Annotated in this window: 10 protein-coding genes and 1 pseudogene; 3 read left to right on the top strand and 8 right to left on the bottom strand. The window is 62.8% G+C overall.

Annotation, left to right across the window (positions count from 1 at the left end; translation table 11 throughout):
• Positions 1-191: 191 nt before the first annotated feature.
• The 8 genes and pseudogenes from CLM71_RS00680 to bcsR form a co-directional block, all read right to left on the bottom strand.
• Positions 192-1,571, bottom strand: a complete 1,380-nt coding sequence (locus CLM71_RS00680) for a DASS family sodium-coupled anion symporter (protein WP_105229315.1) — start codon at positions 1,569-1,571, stop codon at positions 192-194.
• A gap of 156 nt (positions 1,572-1,727) precedes the next feature.
• Positions 1,728-3,737, bottom strand: coding sequence for a biofilm formation regulator HmsP (gene hmsP / locus CLM71_RS00675; protein ID WP_105229314.1), 2,010 nt, complete (start codon positions 3,735-3,737; stop codon positions 1,728-1,730).
• Positions 3,738-4,027: 290 nt separating this feature from the next.
• Positions 4,028-7,498, bottom strand: coding sequence for a cellulose synthase complex outer membrane protein BcsC (gene bcsC / locus CLM71_RS00670; RefSeq protein ID WP_105229313.1), 3,471 nt, complete (start codon positions 7,496-7,498; stop codon positions 4,028-4,030).
• Positions 7,480-8,589 (bottom strand): cellulose synthase complex periplasmic endoglucanase BcsZ, encoded by a 1,110-nt coding sequence (gene bcsZ / locus CLM71_RS00665; protein WP_105229312.1) that lies wholly within the window; start codon positions 8,587-8,589, stop codon positions 7,480-7,482. Before bcsZ ends, bcsC begins: the two co-directional genes overlap by 19 nt.
• A 4-nt stretch (positions 8,590-8,593) precedes the next feature.
• A pseudogene (bcsB, locus tag CLM71_RS00660) lies at positions 8,594-10,892 on the bottom strand (cellulose biosynthesis cyclic di-GMP-binding regulatory protein BcsB).
• A gap of 57 nt (positions 10,893-10,949) precedes the next feature.
• Positions 10,950-13,553 (bottom strand): UDP-forming cellulose synthase catalytic subunit, encoded by a 2,604-nt coding sequence (gene bcsA, locus CLM71_RS00655; protein ID WP_105229311.1) that lies wholly within the window; start codon positions 13,551-13,553, stop codon positions 10,950-10,952.
• Positions 13,550-14,275 carry a cellulose biosynthesis protein BcsQ gene (bcsQ, locus tag CLM71_RS00650; RefSeq protein ID WP_105229310.1) on the bottom strand — a complete coding sequence of 242 codons (726 nt, stop codon included), beginning with the start codon at positions 14,273-14,275 and terminating at the stop codon, positions 13,550-13,552. Before bcsQ ends, bcsA begins: the two co-directional genes overlap by 4 nt.
• A 3-nt stretch (positions 14,276-14,278) precedes the next feature.
• Positions 14,279-14,470, bottom strand: coding sequence for a cellulose biosynthesis protein BcsR (bcsR, locus tag CLM71_RS00645; RefSeq protein ID WP_105229309.1), 192 nt, complete (start codon positions 14,468-14,470; stop codon positions 14,279-14,281).
• 202 nt (positions 14,471-14,672) lie between these two features.
• Here bcsR and bcsE point away from each other — a divergent pair, with 202 nt between their 5' ends.
• From bcsE to bcsG, 3 genes are read left to right on the top strand one after another with little or no spacing between them, the layout of a single operon-like run.
• Positions 14,673-16,229 carry a cellulose biosynthesis protein BcsE gene (gene bcsE, locus CLM71_RS00640; RefSeq protein ID WP_105229308.1) on the top strand — a complete coding sequence of 519 codons (1,557 nt, stop codon included), beginning with the start codon at positions 14,673-14,675 and terminating at the stop codon, positions 16,227-16,229.
• A complete protein-coding gene (gene bcsF / locus CLM71_RS00635) occupies positions 16,226-16,429 on the top strand; it encodes a cellulose biosynthesis protein BcsF (protein ID WP_105229307.1) in 204 nt (67 codons plus the stop codon). The genes bcsE and bcsF overlap by 4 nt, the downstream gene beginning before the upstream one ends.
• On the top strand, positions 16,426-18,087 hold the full coding sequence (gene bcsG / locus CLM71_RS00630; RefSeq protein ID WP_105229306.1) for a cellulose biosynthesis protein BcsG: 1,662 nt from the start codon (positions 16,426-16,428) through the stop codon (positions 18,085-18,087). The genes bcsF and bcsG overlap by 4 nt, the downstream gene beginning before the upstream one ends.
• Positions 18,088-18,211: the final 124 nt, after the last annotated feature.

Raw genomic sequence — 18,211 nt, 5'->3', positions numbered from 1 at the left:
ACAATTTGCTGAGATCGCGCCTGTCGTTGATATGAATTTAAGAGCTGAAACGGTACAGCAGAAATGAAACGAAAAAACAGCGTAAAACCGGGTTTACGCGCGTTTTTTACAGAAGATTGTATTGCGGCCCCGCAGACCGGGGCGCAGAGATAGACAGCCTGCCGGCGGCAAAACGCCGCCGGCAGCAGGGGTCAGCGCCAGATAAACCAGGCGAACAGCGACACCACCAACACGCAGAGGATATTCAGCCAAAAGCCGACTTTCACCATCTCGCTCTGGCGGATCTCGCCGGTGCCGTAAACAATGGCGTTCGGCGGCGTCGCCACCGGCAGCATAAAGGCACAGGACGCGCCAATGCCGATCACGATGGTCAGCAGCGCCGGCGGCATGCCCAGCGCTTCCGCCACCGTAGCGAACACCGGCACCAGCAGCGCGGCGCTGGCGGTGTTGCTGGTGAATTCGGTCAGGAAAATAATAAATGCCGCCACCGCCAGAATAATCACAAACCAGTGGCTGGCGCCAAACAGCGACGCCATCCCTTCAGCCATCACCGCACTGGCGCCGGAGTCTTTGAGGATCACGCTCAGCGTCAGGCCGCCGCCGAACAGCATCAGCACGCCCCACTCGGTGTTCTGCTGAATCTGCGCCCAGCTGGCCACGCCGCTGATGCCGATCAGCACCGCCGCACCTACCGCCACCAGGGTGTCGAACTGCTTCACGCCGCCGAGCAGCGCGCTGATCTGGCTGCTGAGGATCCAGCAAAAGACCGTCAGCAGGAAAATACCCAGCGTAATCCAGCGTGGTCGCGTCCACGGGAAGTTTTCCAGCGTGATGTCAAAGCGGTGCTTCAGATTCGGCCGCATCATCAGGTACAGCGTGCCGACCATCAGCGGCAGCAGCACGATCATCACCGGCACGCCGAACTTCATCCAGCCGACGAAATCCAACCCCAGCTGCGCTGCGGCAATGGCGTTCGGCGGGCTGCCGACCATGGTGCCCAGGCCGCCGATACTGGCGCTGTAGGCGATGCCCAGCAGCAGGAAGACGTAGGTATTGTGATCCCGTTCGCGGTCAAGGTTGCTCAGGATCCCCATAGCCAGCGGCAGCATCATCGCCGCCGTCGCGGTATTGCTGATCCACATCGACAACACCGCCGTCGCGCCAAACAGCATCAGCGCCGCCAGCAGCATTTTACCGCCCGCCAGCAACAGCAGCCGGTTGGCGATCAGCCGGTCCAGCTTTTGGATATGCAGCGCCGTCGCCAGCGCAAAGCCGCCGAAGAACAGGAAGATGGTCGGGTTGGCGAACGACGCCAGCGCCTTATCGACATTCATCATGCCGAGCGCCACCGCCATCACCGGCACCAGCAGCGCCGTCACGGTGACGTGGATCGCCTCGGTCAGCCAGAGAATGCCGATAAACGCCAGCAGCGCCAGGCCGGTATTTTCCTGCGGGGAAAAAGGCAGCGTGTAGAGCAAAACCGCAAATAGCACGCAGTCGGCCGCCAGAATCAGCAGCCCGCGCCGCGTCGCCGGCGAAGAAGTAGAGGGTGTCAGAGGAGTATCAGCCATGAATTTCGCATCCCTTGGTCATCAAATGTGGCAGCTTGTAACAAAATGTGCCAACCAAGACGCCAGCATAAGGGTTGTTTACGGCCTTGTTGAGAAAAAGTTTCTATTTATGCGAGCAGTAACACACCGATAACCGCAGATGGACGCAATAACGGCCTATTTATCGCCGCCGGCGATAAACCGCCGTTCAAACTCGTCGCGCGGCAGCGGGGCCGAGAACAGGAAGCCCTGGCCGTGTTCGATACCGTTTTGCAGCAGCCAGTCGCGCTGCGCCGCCGTTTCCACCCCTTCCGCCAGCACCGGCAACTGCAGCACCTGCGAAATCTGGCCGATAATGCGCGCCATGGCATCATCCGCCGGCAGGCTGCAGATGAAGCTTTTGTCGATCTTGATCTGATCGACCGGCAGGCTCTTGAGGCGGTTGAGGTAATGCAGGTTGGAATACCCCATGCCGAAATCGTCCAGTGAGATAGACAAGCCCAGCTCATGCAGCTCGCGCAGCTTCGCCAGCAGGTGGTCAAAGTCGTCGATACGCACCGTTTCGGTGATTTCCAGCTGCAGCTGACGCGGGTCGATCTGGTGCTGCGCCAGCAGCTGTTTCAGGTGGGGGATAAACCCGGCGTCGCGCATCTGCAGCGGTGAAATATTTACCGCCAGCGGCAGGCCGATGCCCCGCGCCCGCCAGTCGGCCAGCATGCGGCAGGCCTCTTCCAGCACCCAGTTGCCCAGCGGCACCATCACCCCCAGCTCTTCCGCCAGCGGGATGACATCCGCCGGCAGGCTGAAGCTGCCGTCATACTGCTGCCAGCGCAGCAGGGCTTCCGCGCCGACCGGCGTGTTGCTGCGCATCGCCATCTGCGGCTGCAGGAACAGGGCAAACTGGTTATGTTCGATACCGTGCAGAATTTCGCTTTCCTGCGTCAGGCGCTTTTGCGTGCGTTCCGTCAGCCGCGGCTCAAAGAACAGGATGCGGTTCTTGCCGTCGCGGTGGGCCGACATCATCGCCGACATGGCGCTGCGCAACAGCTGTTCGGCGTTTTCCCCCGGCTGGAGGTAATGGGCGATGCCGATGCTGGCGCTCGGCCGCAGCGACAACGGCTCAATGCTCAGCGGCGCATTAAGCTGCCGCATGATGCGCTGCGCCAGCTGCATGGCGTGAAACGGCCGTTCAACGCCCTTTGCCAGAATGGCGAACTCGGCATTGCTCAGCTGCGCCAGCAGCGAATCCTTATCCAGGCACTGGCGTAATTTTTCTGTCAGCGCCAGCAGCAGCTTTTCCCGCTGCTGCTGCGACAATACGCCGGTGGCCTCATGCAGCGTTTCAATGCCGATCACCAGCAGGTTAAACCGCTGGGGACGCAGGGTCGACGCGATATGCTGCTCCAGCAGGGCGGTCAGCAGTACCTGATTCGGCAGCCCGGTGACCGAGTTGCGCGTACTGAGGCGGCTCATATCCGCATATGCCCGCGCCAGCCGCTGCTGATTGCGGTTGTAATTGCGCACCAGCAGGCCCAGTTCGTCATCCTGATGCAGCGTCGGCAGCATCAGCTGATGATACGGCGCATCCTCTTCGGAGATATTTTCCAGCTCTTTCGCCATCGCGCGCAGCGGATAGACCATCAGCCGGTTCATGCACCAGGTGATGGCGATCGACAGAATCAGCGCCAGCAGCAGATAGGTCGACAGCATGGTCGACAGCGCGCTGAGGATAAATTTGTACATGCGGTAGGAGTCGGCCTGCAGCACCAGATAGGCCAGCGGCTGCGGATTGGCCGGCACCCGCTCCAGCGAATAGAGCGGCACCGAGATGCGCACCGGCAGGTCGAACAGCCGCGCGATCGCCGCCGGCACCGGGCGTTCCGGCGGGAAGTTGGCGTGCAGCGCCTGCAGTTCATTCGGCAAGACAATATCTGCCTGCGTCAGAATACCGACCGGCAGCAGCGAGTTCAGCACCCGTTTGCTTTCCCGCATGTCCATGCGCAGCACCGCGTCCGCCAGCGGCTGACGCACAGAATGGGCGATATTCTCCAGCTGTTGGGCGTAGTCATCCCTGCGCTGCTGCACAAAATGGAACAACTGAATCACGATAAAAATACAGATCGTCACCAGCGCCACGCCGGACACCGTCGCCATCTGCTTAATCGTTAATGAACGCCTGACGCGCAAATCTGCTCTCCGTTAATCGGACTGAAAGAATAATCAGGGACGAGAGTCACGCCACGCCCTTTTTGAATCGGTTCGAGTATACGCGATCGCTGCGTGTTTTTATCTTGCCATTGTTATGGAAGAACTTAGAAATACGCGGGTTTCAGTCTTTTCCTAACCTGAACACAGGGTAGCAAAACTACCCTGTGGGCGACACTCTGAATCTGTCTGATTATTTCCGGGGGCGGACGGGGATGAAAAGAGGCCGGCGCGCCGTTACCCCGGGAGGGGAACCCGCGCCGGCCGGCGCATTACTTGAAGTCGGCGTACGGCGTTAGCGGCTGCGGCGGCAGATCCAGATCGCCCTGCCAGCCGCCCTGCGAATAGCGCAGATAAATCAGCGCATGGCTTGGCGTGTAGTCTTTCGCCTGCTGGATATCCACGCCGGCGCCGAGCGTCCAGTGCGACGTCAGGCGGCGCTCGACGATGGCGCGCAGCGTATAGCCCACCCCGGTGGAGGAGCTGCCGCTTTCGACGGCCTGTTTATCCGGCAGCGAATCCGGAATCAGCCCCTGCAGCGGATAACGCCGCTGGCTGTCGGTTTTCGAGTGGGACAGCGACACCGAACCGCCCACCTCAAACGACCAGTTCTCGGTGCGCTGGCGATAGTTGACCGGCAGCGCCAGCGACATATAGCGCTGCGGGCTGTAGTAGCCGCCCTGCCCCAGAGAATAGCCGCTCAAATCCTTCTGGTAGTGCCACAGCATGGTATTGAGGCCGATGGTCGCCCGCCGGTTGTCCTCGTTGATCAGCTTGTAGTAATAGCCGGCCATCAGACGTTCACGCTGGTTATCCGCCACGTTTTTACCGGTCAGTTGATGAGCGCTGAGATCGGCCCAGACGCCGTGCGCCTCGCCGCGGTCGTAGCTGGCGCTCAGGCTGACGCCGGTGGCGCGGACGCCGCCCCAGGTTTTGCCGGTATTGGGATCGCGGGTGCCGCCATAGGCCAGCAGCGAGCTGGAGATCGGCCGCTTTGATGCGCCGAGCGTCCAGCCGATATGCCGCCAGTCGCCGCTGTAGGCCAGGCCGCCGACCCAGTCGACCACCTCAAAGCCCATCGGCGTAGTGCCGATATCCGCCTGCCAGCGGTCGTTCTTCCAGCCCGCCGCCACGCTGGTGCCGTTGGTTTTTTGCCGCTCATCGCCGCTGCAGCCCACATCATGGCAGGTGCCGAAGGTTTCGTACGATTTGCCGTCGCGGGTCGAGAAGCGCCCGGCGTTCAGCTGGACGGTATCGGTGCGCAGGAAGGCGCGCCCGTCATACAGCGGCAGGTCCACCTGCAGCATGGTGTCATGCGCCCGATAGTCCGACACGCCGCCGGTGCCGCTGGAGCCCCAATAATCGTGATCCAGCGTCACATTCACATCCTGCTGGCGGTACAGATCCGCCGCGTCGGCGCGGATGCCGCGTTTGAGCCAGTCATCGCCCGGCGTATTGCGCGTCAGGCGGGTATAATCGTCATTATTCTGCGGAATGCCCGGCGTGATGCCGCCGGCCACCATCGCCTGCTGATAATCCTGCCGCGCCAGATCCGGCTGCCGCTGTTCGCGCTCCAACCTGGCCGCATCACGGTAAATCAGCGCTTTGCCCTGGCCGTTCTCTTCCTGCGCCGCCGCCATCTTCAGTTGGCTGAAGATCTCGCCCGCCTTCTGCCGCTCGCCCACCGCATGCCAGGCGTTGGCCTCGCGGCGCCGGCCGTTAAGCGACGTATCCTGCGCCGGTGATGCACTCTGCAGCCGCTGACGCGCCGCCGGCAGATCGCCCTGCGCCACATAGGCTTCAATCTCGCCCAGCCGCGCATCCGGATTGTTTGGCTCACGCGCCCGCACGCGCCGGTAATCCGCCAGCGCGCTCTGGTAGTCGCCGTTCGCCAGCGCCCAGTCGGCCAGCGTCAGATCGATACGCGTGGCCGTCGGCTGCCGTTTCAGGTAGGCGATCGCCGCCGCCTCATCGCCGCCGCTGCGCAGCTGTTCGGCATGCTCCAGCGTCGCCTGCAGCCGCAGCCGCTGCGCCAGCTGGCGGATATCGTCATTCCAGCGCGCCCGGGGCAGCGTATCCAGCTGCGCCAGCGCCTGCCGGTCGCGATCGCTGGCGGAGAGATACAGCGCGTAGGCATACGCCTGCTGCGGGCTGTCGGGGTGCCGCTGCGCCAGAGAACGGAACAGCTCGTCGGCCTGCTGCGGCTGTCCGGCCTGACGCAACGCCTGCGCATAACGGTAGGTCAGCCACACATCGTCCGGATCCTGCCGCTGCGCCTGACGGTATTTCTCCGCCGCCTGGTGCCACTGCTGCCGCTGCGCCAGCGCCTCGGCGTCCTGCTTCAGCATATCGAGCCGCAGGCCGTCGAGCGTACTGCGCATTTGGTTCTGCTGCGCGCGCGGCAGGCTATTGAGATAGGCCAGCGCCTTCTGCGGCGACTGACGCTGGTAGATATTCGCCAGCCCGCGCACCGCGCTGCCGCTGTTTCGGTCAAGACGCAGCGCCTGCTGGTAATAACGCTCCGCCGCGGCGTCGTCATGACGCGCCACCGCCACGTCGGCGAGGCCGATCAGGGCGTCGCTGTCGCTGTTATCGATCTGGCGCGCCCGCAGGTACTGCTGCTGCGCTCGCGCCAGATTGCCGGCCTTCAGCGCCCGGTCGCCTTCGGCAACCGCCAGCCAGTAACTGTTGGTTTTGATCAGGCTCTGCCATTTACCGCCGTCATAGCCGCTCTTGTCGGCCTGTTGCGCCTGACGAAACAGCGCGATGGCCTGCGCGCGGTTGCCGGCGCGCGCATAGGCCAGCCCCAGCGCCCCCAGCACTTCCGGATCGTCCGGGGAGGCGGCCAGCGCCTTTTTCAGTTCCGGGATCGCGGCGCGGCCGCCGCCCTTGCCGACCTGCGCCAGTCCGCGCGCCCGCGCCTGATAGGCCGGATCCGCCAGCAGCGTCTGCTGCCGCGCCAGCTCCTGCCGGGCGCCGGCGGCCTGATCGCCGCTGCTGAACACGCCGAGGAAACGGTTAAGCGCCGCCACGCTGTCGTTGCTGACCGGCATCGCCTTCACCTTATCCAGCCACAGATCGGCGGCTTCACCCCGACCGGCGCTGTCCGCCGCCACCTGTTGCAGCAGCGCGTAGGCCTGCGCGTTCTTATCCTGACTGAACAGCATACGCGCCAGCGCCATGCGCAGCGGCACGCTGCCGGGATACTGTTTATCCAACGCCTGCAGTTTGCTCGCCGCCGCCGCTTCCTGCCCCGGCAGCCGGGCCACCAGCCGCCAATATTCGATCGCCAGATCGAGCGTCGGCGGTTCGCCCTTGAACAGCGCGTCGTAGGCGGCCTTCGCTTCCGGCAGCCGTCCCGCCGTCGCCATCAGCCGCGCCTGCTGCAGCTGCTGCCGCGTTTCCGGCTGGGTCAACAGCATATTCATCTGCGCCTGCCGGTAGGCAGCCGACTGCGGCGCAACGCCCTTTAATTTCTCCAGCTGCTGCTGCGCCAGCACGTGGTTGCCCTGACGCAGCGCCAGACGCATCCGCGCCGAAATCACCTCGGGATTATTCGGATCCATCAGCTCCAGCCGGTGCAGCGACTGGCGCACCAGCTCGTCTTTATGGCTGGCTTCGCCAACCCGCACCTGTTCCAACAGCCACCGTTCGGGCGATACGGCATCCGCCCCCAGCGCCGGCGGCAGCAGGGCCAGACTCAGGGGAAACAGCCCCAGCCAATTTATTCTGAAGTTGCGCATTGACGATCCCAGGCAGGTTGCAGTTCACCCTGACGGTTAAAACGGTAACGTTGTTCATCCCAACCCTGGCCAAACAGCGTCAGCGACGCGCTGAAGTAGGCGTCGTTGCCCGGCGGGTGGTCGATGACTTTCTGCCGCTGCGCCGCCAGCGCCTCAGGCTGCTCTGCCAGCAGCGGCAGCAGGGCGGCGGAAAAGCCCACCGGGCCGCTGCCGTGGGTTTTTCCGCTGGCGGTATCGGTTTTTTCCGGCGGCACGCCCTGCTGTGCGGTCAGCTGCGCCATCGGCTGAAAGCGCCGCACCAGCGCGGCCTTGAGCGGATCGTCGTTCGCCAGCATGCCCGCCCACAGGTAAACGCGGATGGCATCATAACTGCCGACGTTCGGCTTGGCCTCATCGGGCCGCCAGTCCTGCGCTTTGCGCCATACCACCCAGTCCGGCGAGAAGCCGTGCGGCGCACTCTCCAGCCACAGGCGCTGATTGGACTCGCGCATCGCCTGCCACGGTCCGCGCAGCGCGGCAAAACGCGCCAGCAGCTGCGGCGGCAGGTAGCTCGGGTTGAGCCGCCAGCCGTCATCTTTCACAAAGCCGACTTTACCGGGCAGCAGCATCGGCCCCAGCCCGGGAATATCCGCCACCTCTTCGCGCGCGATGCGTTGCAGCAACAGAGTGCCCAGCGTCTGATAGCGGCGGCTGTCCCACAGGCGGCCGGCCTCCAGCAGACTGTAGGCAATCCACAGATCGGAATCGGATGCCGAGTTGTCATCCAGCACCGTCCACGTTTTCTGCTCATTTTCGCCCCACAGCCAGGCCGGCAGGCGGGCGCTGAGATCGCCCTGCGCCAGATTGTCTTCGGTCCAGCCCAGCAGGCGGTCAAAGGCAGGGCGGTCGCCGGCCACCAGCGCAAAGAACAGGCCGTAGCTCTGCCCTTCCGAGGTGGTGATGCGGTTGGGCGAACTCGGATCGATCACCCGGCCACCTTCGCTGATGTAGTCCTGCTTATAGCGCTGCCAGGCCGGCCAGTCGCAGCCGGCTGCCGCGCCGAACGCGCACAGCAGCAGCAGGCTCAGGGAATATTTCAACAGCACGCCCATGGCGTTAATCCCGATCTTCCGGCGCCAGACGACGACGGCTGTAGGCTTTCAGAGCGCGCCACAGCATCAGCGCCAGGATCACCACCACAATCACCGCCAGCACCGCCAGCAGCACCGGATGGGTCGACAGCGCATGCCAGATGCGCTCCCACCACGGCAGGTGGCCGACGTAATAAATATCGCCCACGCGCAGGCTGTTGACGCCGGACTCACGGATCACCGCCACCGAACCGAACATCGCGGCGCGCTTGCCGCTGTCCAGCAGCGCGTTGTTCAGCAGTTCATAGCCGCGCGGGCTGTCGGCCAGCAGCGCCACCATACTTGCGCTGCTTATCAAACGGCGACTGCACGCCGATAATCGCCGACATCGCCCCTTCCGAACGTACGCTGGTTTTACTGTCGGCCTGCGCATCTTCCGCCTGCACGTCCGCCATCGGCAGCGTCGGCTGGCGACGCGGCTGTTTCACCCAGCTCTGCGTTGCATCCACCAGCAGGCTGACTTTTTTATCGTCACGCAACTCCGGCGGGATAGCGCCGATCAGCAGCAGATCGCTGTCCGCCTGTTTGGCCTGTCCCCAGTCGTCGCTCAGTTTGACCGCCAGCGCCGGGTAGCCGGTTTGCGCGCCGATATTACCCAGCGCGTTCAGCATGGCGCTGACCTGCGCCGGCTGCTGCTGTTTATTCACCAGCACCAGCGTCTGCGACAGATCCGCCAGGCGGCTGAACGGGAACGAAGCGTTGGCGAAGGCGCGCAGATCCGGCATCGCCATAAAGTGGCGGTAGCCGGAGAAGTCGATGGTCGAATTGCCGTCAATGACCGCGTGGTTTTGCGTAAAGGAGTAAGTCTCACAGCGTCCTTCCGCACCGCTGGCCAGCAGCGTGGTGTAATCAAAATCGAAGCGCAGCTGGTTGATCGCCCCCAGCCGCAGCGCCGGGATATTGACGTTCTTATCCGAGTCGATCAGCCCCTGCGTCAACGGCAGACGCAGCAACTGCGAACCTTGTTCATGCTCCGGCAGCAGTGAATACGCCTGCATAAACTGGTTATTCAGGCTGACGTTCAGCCGCGAACCGTCCTGAATACGCGGCGGGGTATAGCGATATTTCAGGCGCATATCGATGCCGGTGCTGCGGATCAGATACAGATCCGGCGGCAGGTTCATGGTCAGCGAAATCGGGCCGGGCTGAATGCCGCTGGTTTGCAGCTGCTCGGCATACTGCTGCAGTTCGGTGAAGGTCATCGGCCGGTCGGTGCGCACCCAGTTCGGCGCGTCGTACGGCTGCCGCGGCTGCAGCTGTTCCACCTTGTCCACCAACACGTTCTGGCCGCGGAACAGAATATTGCCCTGGGCGATGCCCTTCACCGCCGTTACCAGATCGTTGTCATCGCGGCCCTGAATCAGCAGCAGCTTGACGTAAGGATTATCCGGATGGCTGATCATCTCCACCGTCGGGCCTTTCACCGCCGGGTAATCGCGCAGGAAATCCGGCCGCCGATCGTTGGTGGCGAATACCACCGCGTGGCGTTCAGGCAGCTGATTAAACAGCGTCGGGAAGGACTGCCCGCGCCACTGCGCCTTGCTGCCGAACCAGGAAGCCAGAATACCGGCGGCGCGCTGCTGGGTGATATCCGGCTGGCCGGCAAACACCATCGGCAGCGTCAGCGGACGGTTGTCGCGGCTATCGAAGAATGGCTCCGGGAAGTGCGACAGCTCATTTTTCAGCGGCAGCGTCTGGTAACGCAGCTTCAGAGAACTGCCCTTGCCGACGTCGAGCCACAGCGCGCTGCTGGCCGGGTTTTCACAGATGTTCTGATAGTGGCCGACAAAAACCAGCTTCACGCGGTTAAAATCGGTGATATAGCGCGGATCGATCGCCATCTGGACACGATTGGGCTTACCCAGCTGCTCTTTGGTCAGGGTGGTGACGCCCATCAGTTCGTCGTTAAGGTACACTTTGACGTGCGATTCTACCGGGATCAGCGCCGGCGACGGGGTAAACTCCAGGTCCAGCATCGCCTGCGACACCACCTCGTCGCTGCGCACGCCGAACTCAATCTGCCCGTCAGGATGGGTGCCGCGCAGGGTAAAAGTGCCCGGCGGCGGCGCAATCTGCGCAAACGGCAGCTGTACGTCGCGCACCGGCGCGTTCGGATCCTGCGGCGCAGCCGGGTTGAGCGGCGCGACAAGCGGCGCATCGGCGTTCGCCGGCGGCGTCACCTCCGGCGCGGTGGCGGGTGCGGCCTGCGACAACGTACTGATGCCTAAGGCCAGCGCGGTTAACCAGGTAATTTTTCTCGTCATCGTATCATCATCAAAGTTAGCGCCGGCGCGGAAGCCCGCCGGCTGTTGTTACACGGCCTACACCACGGTTTCTTTCTGGCTGAACGTCGCGCTGCGCCCGACGCCGTGCGGGATAAACGACAGCAGCCAGCTCAGCAGCGACATCGCACCGACCAGCACGCCGCGCACCAGCGGCGGCGCATAGTCCGCCATCCGCAGATAGCCGCGGAAGCCCAGCGCCAGCACGTCCCGCAGGCTGTCAATCGGCTTGTCTTCAGGGAAACCGTCCTGCCATAGCGCCCAGGTATCGGCGCGGGCAAACGTGCACTGAATAAAATCAATGTGCTGGCGGGTGGTCAGCGCCACCATGCGCAGCCCGATCTTGGCGCCGAAGGCGCGCGTCACCACGCAGGGGAAGCTGTATTCCTGCCGGCCGCGTTTGAGCAGCAGCCCGACCTTGTCGCCCTCTTGCAGCCGATCCGGCAGGCGCATTTCCACCCCGACGCCGCCGTCGGAGTAATCGCGCAGCGTGCAGGGATACAGGTGGCCGTCTTCGCACGACAGCGCGGCCGGCATGGCGATCTCCACCCGGTGCGACTGACGCACCTGTTTGGCTTCCACCGCCACCGCTACCGCCCCGCCGAGAATGGTCATGTTGTACAGCACCCACACCAGGCTGACGATCACCGTCATGATTTCATCCGCCGGGCCGTACATCATGCGCCAGACGCCGAAGCACAGGCCGGCCAGATTCAGCAGCACCAGCACCATATATGGCCGGGTAATCACCCAGTCGACGTGTTCCTCTTCCACCAGGCCGCCCTTGGCGGTGACGTTAAACTTACCCTTGTGCGGGTTGAGCAGCGCCACGGTGGTCGGCCGGGCGATATACCACGCCAGCACCGTTTCGTAGATTTCGCTCCAGAACGAGTGGCGGTATTTGCCCTGAATGCGCGAGTTGGTCAGGCTGGAGTGGATCATATGCGGCAGCACGTACAGCGCGATGGCCAGCGCCGGGGCGAAGATGATATAGGCATGCAGCAGCAGAAATGCCAGCGGCGCGGTCAGGAAGATCAGCCGCGGGATGCCCGACAAGAAGTGCAGCATGGCGTTGGCGTAGCACAGTCGCTGCGCCAGCTTCAGCCCCTTGCCGAACAGCGGGTTGTCCAGCCGGAAGATTTGCACCATGCCGCGCGCCCAGCGGATGCGCTGACCGATATGCGCCGACAGGCTCTCGGTCGCCAGCCCGGCCGCCTGCGGAATGCGGATATAGGCCGAGGTGTAGCCCAGACGGTGCAGGCGCAGCGAGGTATGCGCGTCTTCCGTGACGGTTTCCACCGCGATACCGCCAATTTCATCCAGCGCCGAACGCCGTAAAATAGCGCAGGAACCGCAGAAGAAGGTGGCGTCCCACATATCGTTGCCGTCCTGCACCAGCCCGTAGAACAGCGTGCCTTCGTTCGGCGTCTGGCGGAAGCGGCCCAGGTTGCGCTCAAACGGATCCGGCGAGAAGAAGTGGTGCGGCGTCTGCAGCATCGCCAGCTTGCGGTCTTTAAAGAACCAGCCCATGGTCAGCTGCAGGAAAGAGCGCGTCGGCACGTGGTCACAGTCGAAGATCGCTACGAATTCGCCGCTGGCGTGCTGCAGCGCGTGGTTGATATTACCGGCCTTGGCGTGCTCGTGCGTGGCGCGCGCAATATACTTCACCCCCACCTCTTCGGCGAAAGCGCGGAACTCCGGGCGGTTGCCGTCGTCCAGAATAAAGATATTCAGCTTGTCGCGCGGCCAGTCGATGCCCAGCGCGGCATAGATAGTCGGTTTCACCACGCTGAGATCTTCGTTATAGGTCGGCACCATCAGATCGACCGTCGGCCACTGGCGGCTGTCCGGCGGCATCTCAACCGGCTGACGGTTCAGCGGCCACACGGTCTGGAAATAGCCCAGCACCAGCACCACCCAGGCGTAGGTTTCCGCCACCAGCAGCAACAGGCCGCAGATCAGGCTGAGCGGGTCATCCCAGTTCAGCGTGGCGGTATAGCGCCACCACAGATAGCGGCAGGAGACGGTCAGCGACAGCACGATCAGCATCAGCGCCGGCAGACGCCCCGGCACCCGCCGCACCACCAGCGCAATGCCCCACAGCAGCAGCACAAACACAAACTGCGCGGACAGATCGAACGGCTGGGAGATGCACAGCAGCGCCAGGATCGCCGCCAGCACGCCGGCAAAGATAAACAGGATACGGCGCAGATGGCGGTTCATCCGCCCCAGACGCGCCGTGGTCTGCTGCTCGACGCCGGCGTCCGCCAGCCGGTGCGGTAAACGCTGCATCCAGTTGAGGTAGCGCAGGCGCAGCGTGCGCCAGCCGCTGAAGGTAAAACGTGTGCGCGACCCGCGCCCGCTGCGAAACAGCAGCAGCCATAGCGCCTGCAGCAGATAGCGCAGCGCGTCGGCCGGACGCGGCCGGGTAGAGGAAAGATGCGGGAACCAGTAAGTCCGGCCGGCGCGAATGCGCTGCCAGGACGGTGATTCAAAGCGCAGCAGCGCCCAGCCGCAGGCGACCAACAGCGTGGTCAGCAGGGCGGTCAGCGCTGACGAACCGTTGCGCCGGTAGCCGCGATAGCGCGTCTGCACCGCCTGATAGACCGGCGGCATCAGCAGCAGATGCATCACCCGGCTCATGCAGCGCTGTCCTGCAGATGCAGCAGGCACCAGTTGGCCAGCGTCAGAATTTCATCCGCCGCCAGGCTCTCCGGGCGGTATTCCCCCAGCGGCTGTTTCATCGCCGGCGCCTCCGCCAGCGCCTCATCGCGATGCACCATCACCGGCAGCAGGTTATGCAGACTTTGCAGCCACAGCTGGTGCAGATCCTGCTGCAGCTGGCTGTGCGGATTGTAATGGTTAATCAGAAAATGGCCGTGCTCCGGCAGCGGCTGCTGATGCAGGCGCGCATGGCAGTTGGCGTCCGGCGTCAGCAGCACAAACGCCCGGTCGGCGGCGTCGAGCGCCTGCCGTGCCGGCGCATCGTCGCCCGCCGGGACGTCCAGCAGGATCCAGCGATAGCGCCCGGCGTCCTGCAGCTGACGGATCTTTTCCCGCCACGGCGTCGGGCTTTGCTGCAGATTGCGGCGTTCCGCATCGCTCAGCCGGCCAAACGGCAGAAAGTCGAGGTTTTCGCTATAGCGCATCGCCCCTTGTCGCCAGTCGCCGTCGTCCAGCTCCGCGCGCGCCCAGCCGCGCGCCAGCGCGAACGGCGTGTTGAAATGCAGGCGCAGTAAATTATCCGCCGAACAGTCGATCGCCAGCACCGATTCACCCAGTTGCTGAAATGCCCAGGCCAACGCCGCCGTGACCGACGTCGTTCCTATTCCGCCCCGCATCCCCTGCAGCGCAATTACCGGCATAAATTAGTGACTCCCTGATTCTTTGGACAATTCATCCAGCAGCGGCCAACGCGTCATCATTTGCATTAAACGTTCCTGCTGCAAAATATCGATATAACGTAATGGGGGTAAGGAGAAAGCGTGACGCAGCGCCTGCAGGTCATCCGGCGTTTCTGACGATAAATCCGCATCGGAGCGTATTAATTGATTATCCATCCTGCGGTCTCTGAAAATAGGCTAATATTACATAGCTATAGCAATGATATGGAAAGAAACGCCCAATAAGATAAATCCCGTCGGATATTATTACTCAGGTGGCGAATTTGTTATTATTGATGACAATGTTACAATCGTTTATTAATTTAATCCAGTTGCCAGTTATTGACCCGCGACGCTTTCAACGAAAGTAGAAAAACCTATGGCGCACTCTTTCTCATTAGGAATACGACAGATTTGGGAAGAACTTTCTGTCATGCAGTCCCCTGGATTTTATTGGATTAACTGCGACCGCCAAACCGACGCCAACCTGCTTTGCCGTCAAATCATCGCCGCGCAATCCGCAGACAGCCGCGGCGCCTTGATCTGCAGCGGCGACAAACCCGACGCACTGTTAAGCGAACTGGCTGCGCCGGCGCTGCACAAGCTGCCGTTGTATACCCTGCCGGAAAAAAAAGCCGCCCTGCTCAGCCTCAGCGACGATCTGACCCGCGCCCTGAAGCCACACAACCGTCTGCTGATCCTGCTGGCCCACGCCAGCCTGTGGCAAACCTTCACCCGTGAAGAGCTCCACGCCTGGCTGCGCGAGCTGGGTCACTGGCTGCGCCGCCGGCAGTGCACCCTGGTGGTGCTCAGCCATGGCAACGGCGTCAATAAACTGCGCGGCCAGCTGGCGGCACAGCATCGCGCGCTGGACGGGCTGGCCAGCCTGCTGTGGCAGCAGGACAGCGCGCAGTACCTGGTGAACTGGTGGGGCACGGCAAACGGCGTCAACGCCAATCAACTGCTGACGCTGTACGCCGCGCAGCAGGGCTGGCAGGGGGAAGACGACCAGAAACCCGCCCCCAGCGCCGCACGCAACGACGACCATATCTACCTGGCGGAACAGCGCGTGCTGGAAGGCGCGCCGCCGCTGTCCGCCAACTGGCAACTGCTGGAAAACAACGCCCAACTGGCGCAGCAGGGCATGCTGATGCTGTCTGCCACGCTGGTGTTCGCCCTGTACCACAGCGAAGAGATCGATACGCTGGCGCAGCAGATCCACAGCCTGCGCCGGCAGCGCGGCAACGGTCTGAAAATCGTGGTGCGTGAAATGCGCGCCAGCCTGCGCTACAGCGACGAACGCCTGCTGCTGGCCTGCGGCGCCAACCTGATTGTGCCGCACGTCGCGCCGCTGTCGCGCTTTCTCACCATGCTGGAGGGCATCCAGGGGCAGCGCTTCTCACGCCACGTGCCGGCAGATATCGACGTGCTGCTGTCCGGCCTGCGCCCGCTGCAGCTGAAAGGCTATCTGCGCCCTGAGGCGTTTACGGCGGCGGTGCGCTCGCTGATGGGTAATACCCTGCTGCCGGAAGACGGCAAAGGCGTGATGGTGGCGCTGCGTCCGGCGCCGGGGCTGCGCGCCGAACAGGCGATGACGCTGTGCCAGCTGCGCCGTTTCGGCGACGTGATGACCGTGGCGCAGGGACGGCTGCTGCTGTTTCTCTCCACCTGCCGCATCAACGATCTGGACACCGCGCTGCGGCACATCCTGCGCCTGCCGGTGGAGGAGGCGTTCAGCAACCGCGTAGTATGGTATCAGGACGTCGATATCAACTCGGAAATCAAGCGTATGGCGCAGGGCGTCGCTACCCCCGCCGCCCGGCAGGAAACGCCGATCGCTGCCAAAACGGCGGAGAAAAACGCGGACGCCGCGCCGCCCGTGCGCCGTCAGCCGGTGGCCATCACCCTGCCCGTCGCTCAGGAGAAACAGGCATGATCAATCTGGACGACATCGTACAGCTGGTGCTGCTGTGCGCGATTATCTTTCTCCCGCTGGGCTATGGACTGCACCGCCGCTTCCCCCACGGCTGGCGCAATATAAAAAACCGTTTTCTTTCACCGCGTTATCTGCAGTCGGCCGGACTGTGGTCGCGCGATGGTTCCACCTCTCAGACTAAGCGTAAGAAACCGCAATGAACGATAAAAACACGACGCACACCACGCACGCGCTGTGGCGCTACTGGCGCGGTCTCGGCGGCTGGAACTACTATTTTCTGATTAAATTCGGTCTGCTGTGGTTCGGATATCTGAACTTCCACCCGCTGGCCAACCTGGTATTTATGGCTTTCCTGCTGATGCCGCTCCCTTCGCTGCGGCTGCACCGCTGGCGCCACTGGCTGGCGATCCCGATAGGTTTCGCGCTGTTCTATCACGACACCTGGCTACCGGGTATCAGCAGCATTCTCAGCCAGGGCTCGCAGCTCACCGGCTTCAGCGCCGACTACCTGCTGGAACTGGTAACACGCTTTATCAACTGGCAAATGGTCGGCGCGGCTTTTGTGGCGCTGATCGGCTACCTGTTCCTGTCGCAGTGGATCCGCGTGACGGTGTTTACCGTCGCGGCGCTGGTCTGGCTCAACCTGCTGGCCATCGGCGGCCCGGCGTTTTCCCTGCTGCCATCCGCCCCCAGCACCGCGGCGACGCCGGGGCCTGCCGCTACGCCGGCGTCCGCTGACGATACCGCCAACGGCCAGCTGCCCGCCGCCAGCGGGCCGCCCACCAGCGCTAATCTGACGGCCTACCTCGATCGGTTCTATCAGCAGGAGAAAAAGCGCGCCACCGCCTTCCCGGCGTCGCTGCCGGCCGATGCCCAGCCGTTCGACCTGCTGGTGATCAATATCTGCTCGCTGGCCTGGTCGGATATTGAGGCCTCCGGGCTGCAGAACCACCCGCTGTGGGCCAAAATGGACATCATGTTCGACAACTTCAACTCGGCGACCGCCTACAGCGGCCCGGCGTCGATTCGCCTGCTGCGCGCCAGCTGCGGCCAGACGTCGCACCGCGACCTGTACCAGCCGGTGAACCAGCAGTGCTACCTGTTTGATAACCTGGCGAAACTGGGCTTCAAAGAGCAACTGATGATGGACCACTCCGGCGTGTTCGGCAATTACCTGAAAGAGCTGCGCGAGGAAGGTGATATGCAGGCGCCGTTGATGTCGCAGAACGGCATCGGCAATGAGCTGGGCTCGTTTGACGGCGAACCGATTTACAACGATCTGCAGTTGCTGAGCCGCTGGCTGGAACAGCAGAAAAACGGCGGCGAAGCGCGCACCGCGACCTTCTTCAACCTGATTCCGCTGCACGACGGCAACCGCTTCGTCGGTTCGAAAAAGACCGCCGACTATGCGCCGCGGGCGCAGCAGCTGTTCGACCAGTTGAACACCTTCCTCGACCAGTTGGAGAAGTCCGGCCGTAAAGTCATGGTGGTCATCGTGCCGGAGCACGGCGCGGCGCTGGTCGGCGACAAAATGCAGATGTCCGGCCTGCGCGATATCCCCAGCCCGAGCATCACCCATATTCCGGTCGGCATTAAGCTGGTCGGCATGACAGCGGCGCACCCGGGCAGCCCGCTGCAGGTGAAAACACCAAGCAGCTATCTGGCAATTTCCGAACTGGTGGCGCGCCTGGTGGACGGCAAAGCCTTTAGCGCCGACCAGGTGGACTGGCAGACGCTGACTCAGGGGCTGCCGCAGACCGCGCCAATCTCTGAGAATGATAATGCGGTGGTGATGCAATATCAGGGTAAAACCTATATTCGCCTTAACGGCGGCGACTGGGTGCCCTACCCGCAATAGCAAGGATGGCAAAGAGAAAACGGGCGCATAAAATATGCGCCCGTTTTATTTTAATCATGTCAAAATCGCGACTAGGAACATTCTGAATACAAATACTATTCTTGTTTTTAACCGCGGTAAAAAA

The sequence above is a fragment of the Serratia sp. MYb239 genome (genome assembly GCF_002966855.1).
GTDB classification, from domain to species: domain Bacteria; phylum Pseudomonadota; class Gammaproteobacteria; order Enterobacterales; family Enterobacteriaceae; genus Serratia_B; species Serratia_B rhizosphaerae.
Note: the sequence above shows the minus strand (reverse complement) of the source record. Positions and strands in the feature narration are given on the sequence as shown.

What these genes read in the sequence shown, in the direction of transcription:
- bcsE (WP_105229308.1), top strand. Translation starts at nt 14,673, where the DNA reads ATGGCGCACTCTTTCTCATTAGGAATACGACAGATTTGGGAAGAACTT.
- bcsZ (WP_105229312.1), bottom strand. Translation starts at nt 8,589, where the DNA reads ATGGGCGTGCTGTTGAAATATTCCCTGAGCCTGCTGCTGCTGTGCGCG.
- bcsQ (WP_105229310.1), bottom strand. Translation starts at nt 14,275, where the DNA reads ATGCCGGTAATTGCGCTGCAGGGGATGCGGGGCGGAATAGGAACGACG.
- CLM71_RS00680 (WP_105229315.1), bottom strand. Translation starts at nt 1,571, where the DNA reads ATGGCTGATACTCCTCTGACACCCTCTACTTCTTCGCCGGCGACGCGG.
- bcsA (WP_105229311.1), bottom strand. Translation starts at nt 13,553, where the DNA reads ATGAGCCGGGTGATGCATCTGCTGCTGATGCCGCCGGTCTATCAGGCG.
- bcsC (WP_105229313.1), bottom strand. Translation starts at nt 7,498, where the DNA reads ATGCGCAACTTCAGAATAAATTGGCTGGGGCTGTTTCCCCTGAGTCTG.
- bcsF (WP_105229307.1), top strand. Translation starts at nt 16,226, where the DNA reads ATGATCAATCTGGACGACATCGTACAGCTGGTGCTGCTGTGCGCGATT.
- bcsR (WP_105229309.1), bottom strand. Translation starts at nt 14,470, where the DNA reads ATGGATAATCAATTAATACGCTCCGATGCGGATTTATCGTCAGAAACG.
- bcsG (WP_105229306.1), top strand. Translation starts at nt 16,426, where the DNA reads ATGAACGATAAAAACACGACGCACACCACGCACGCGCTGTGGCGCTAC.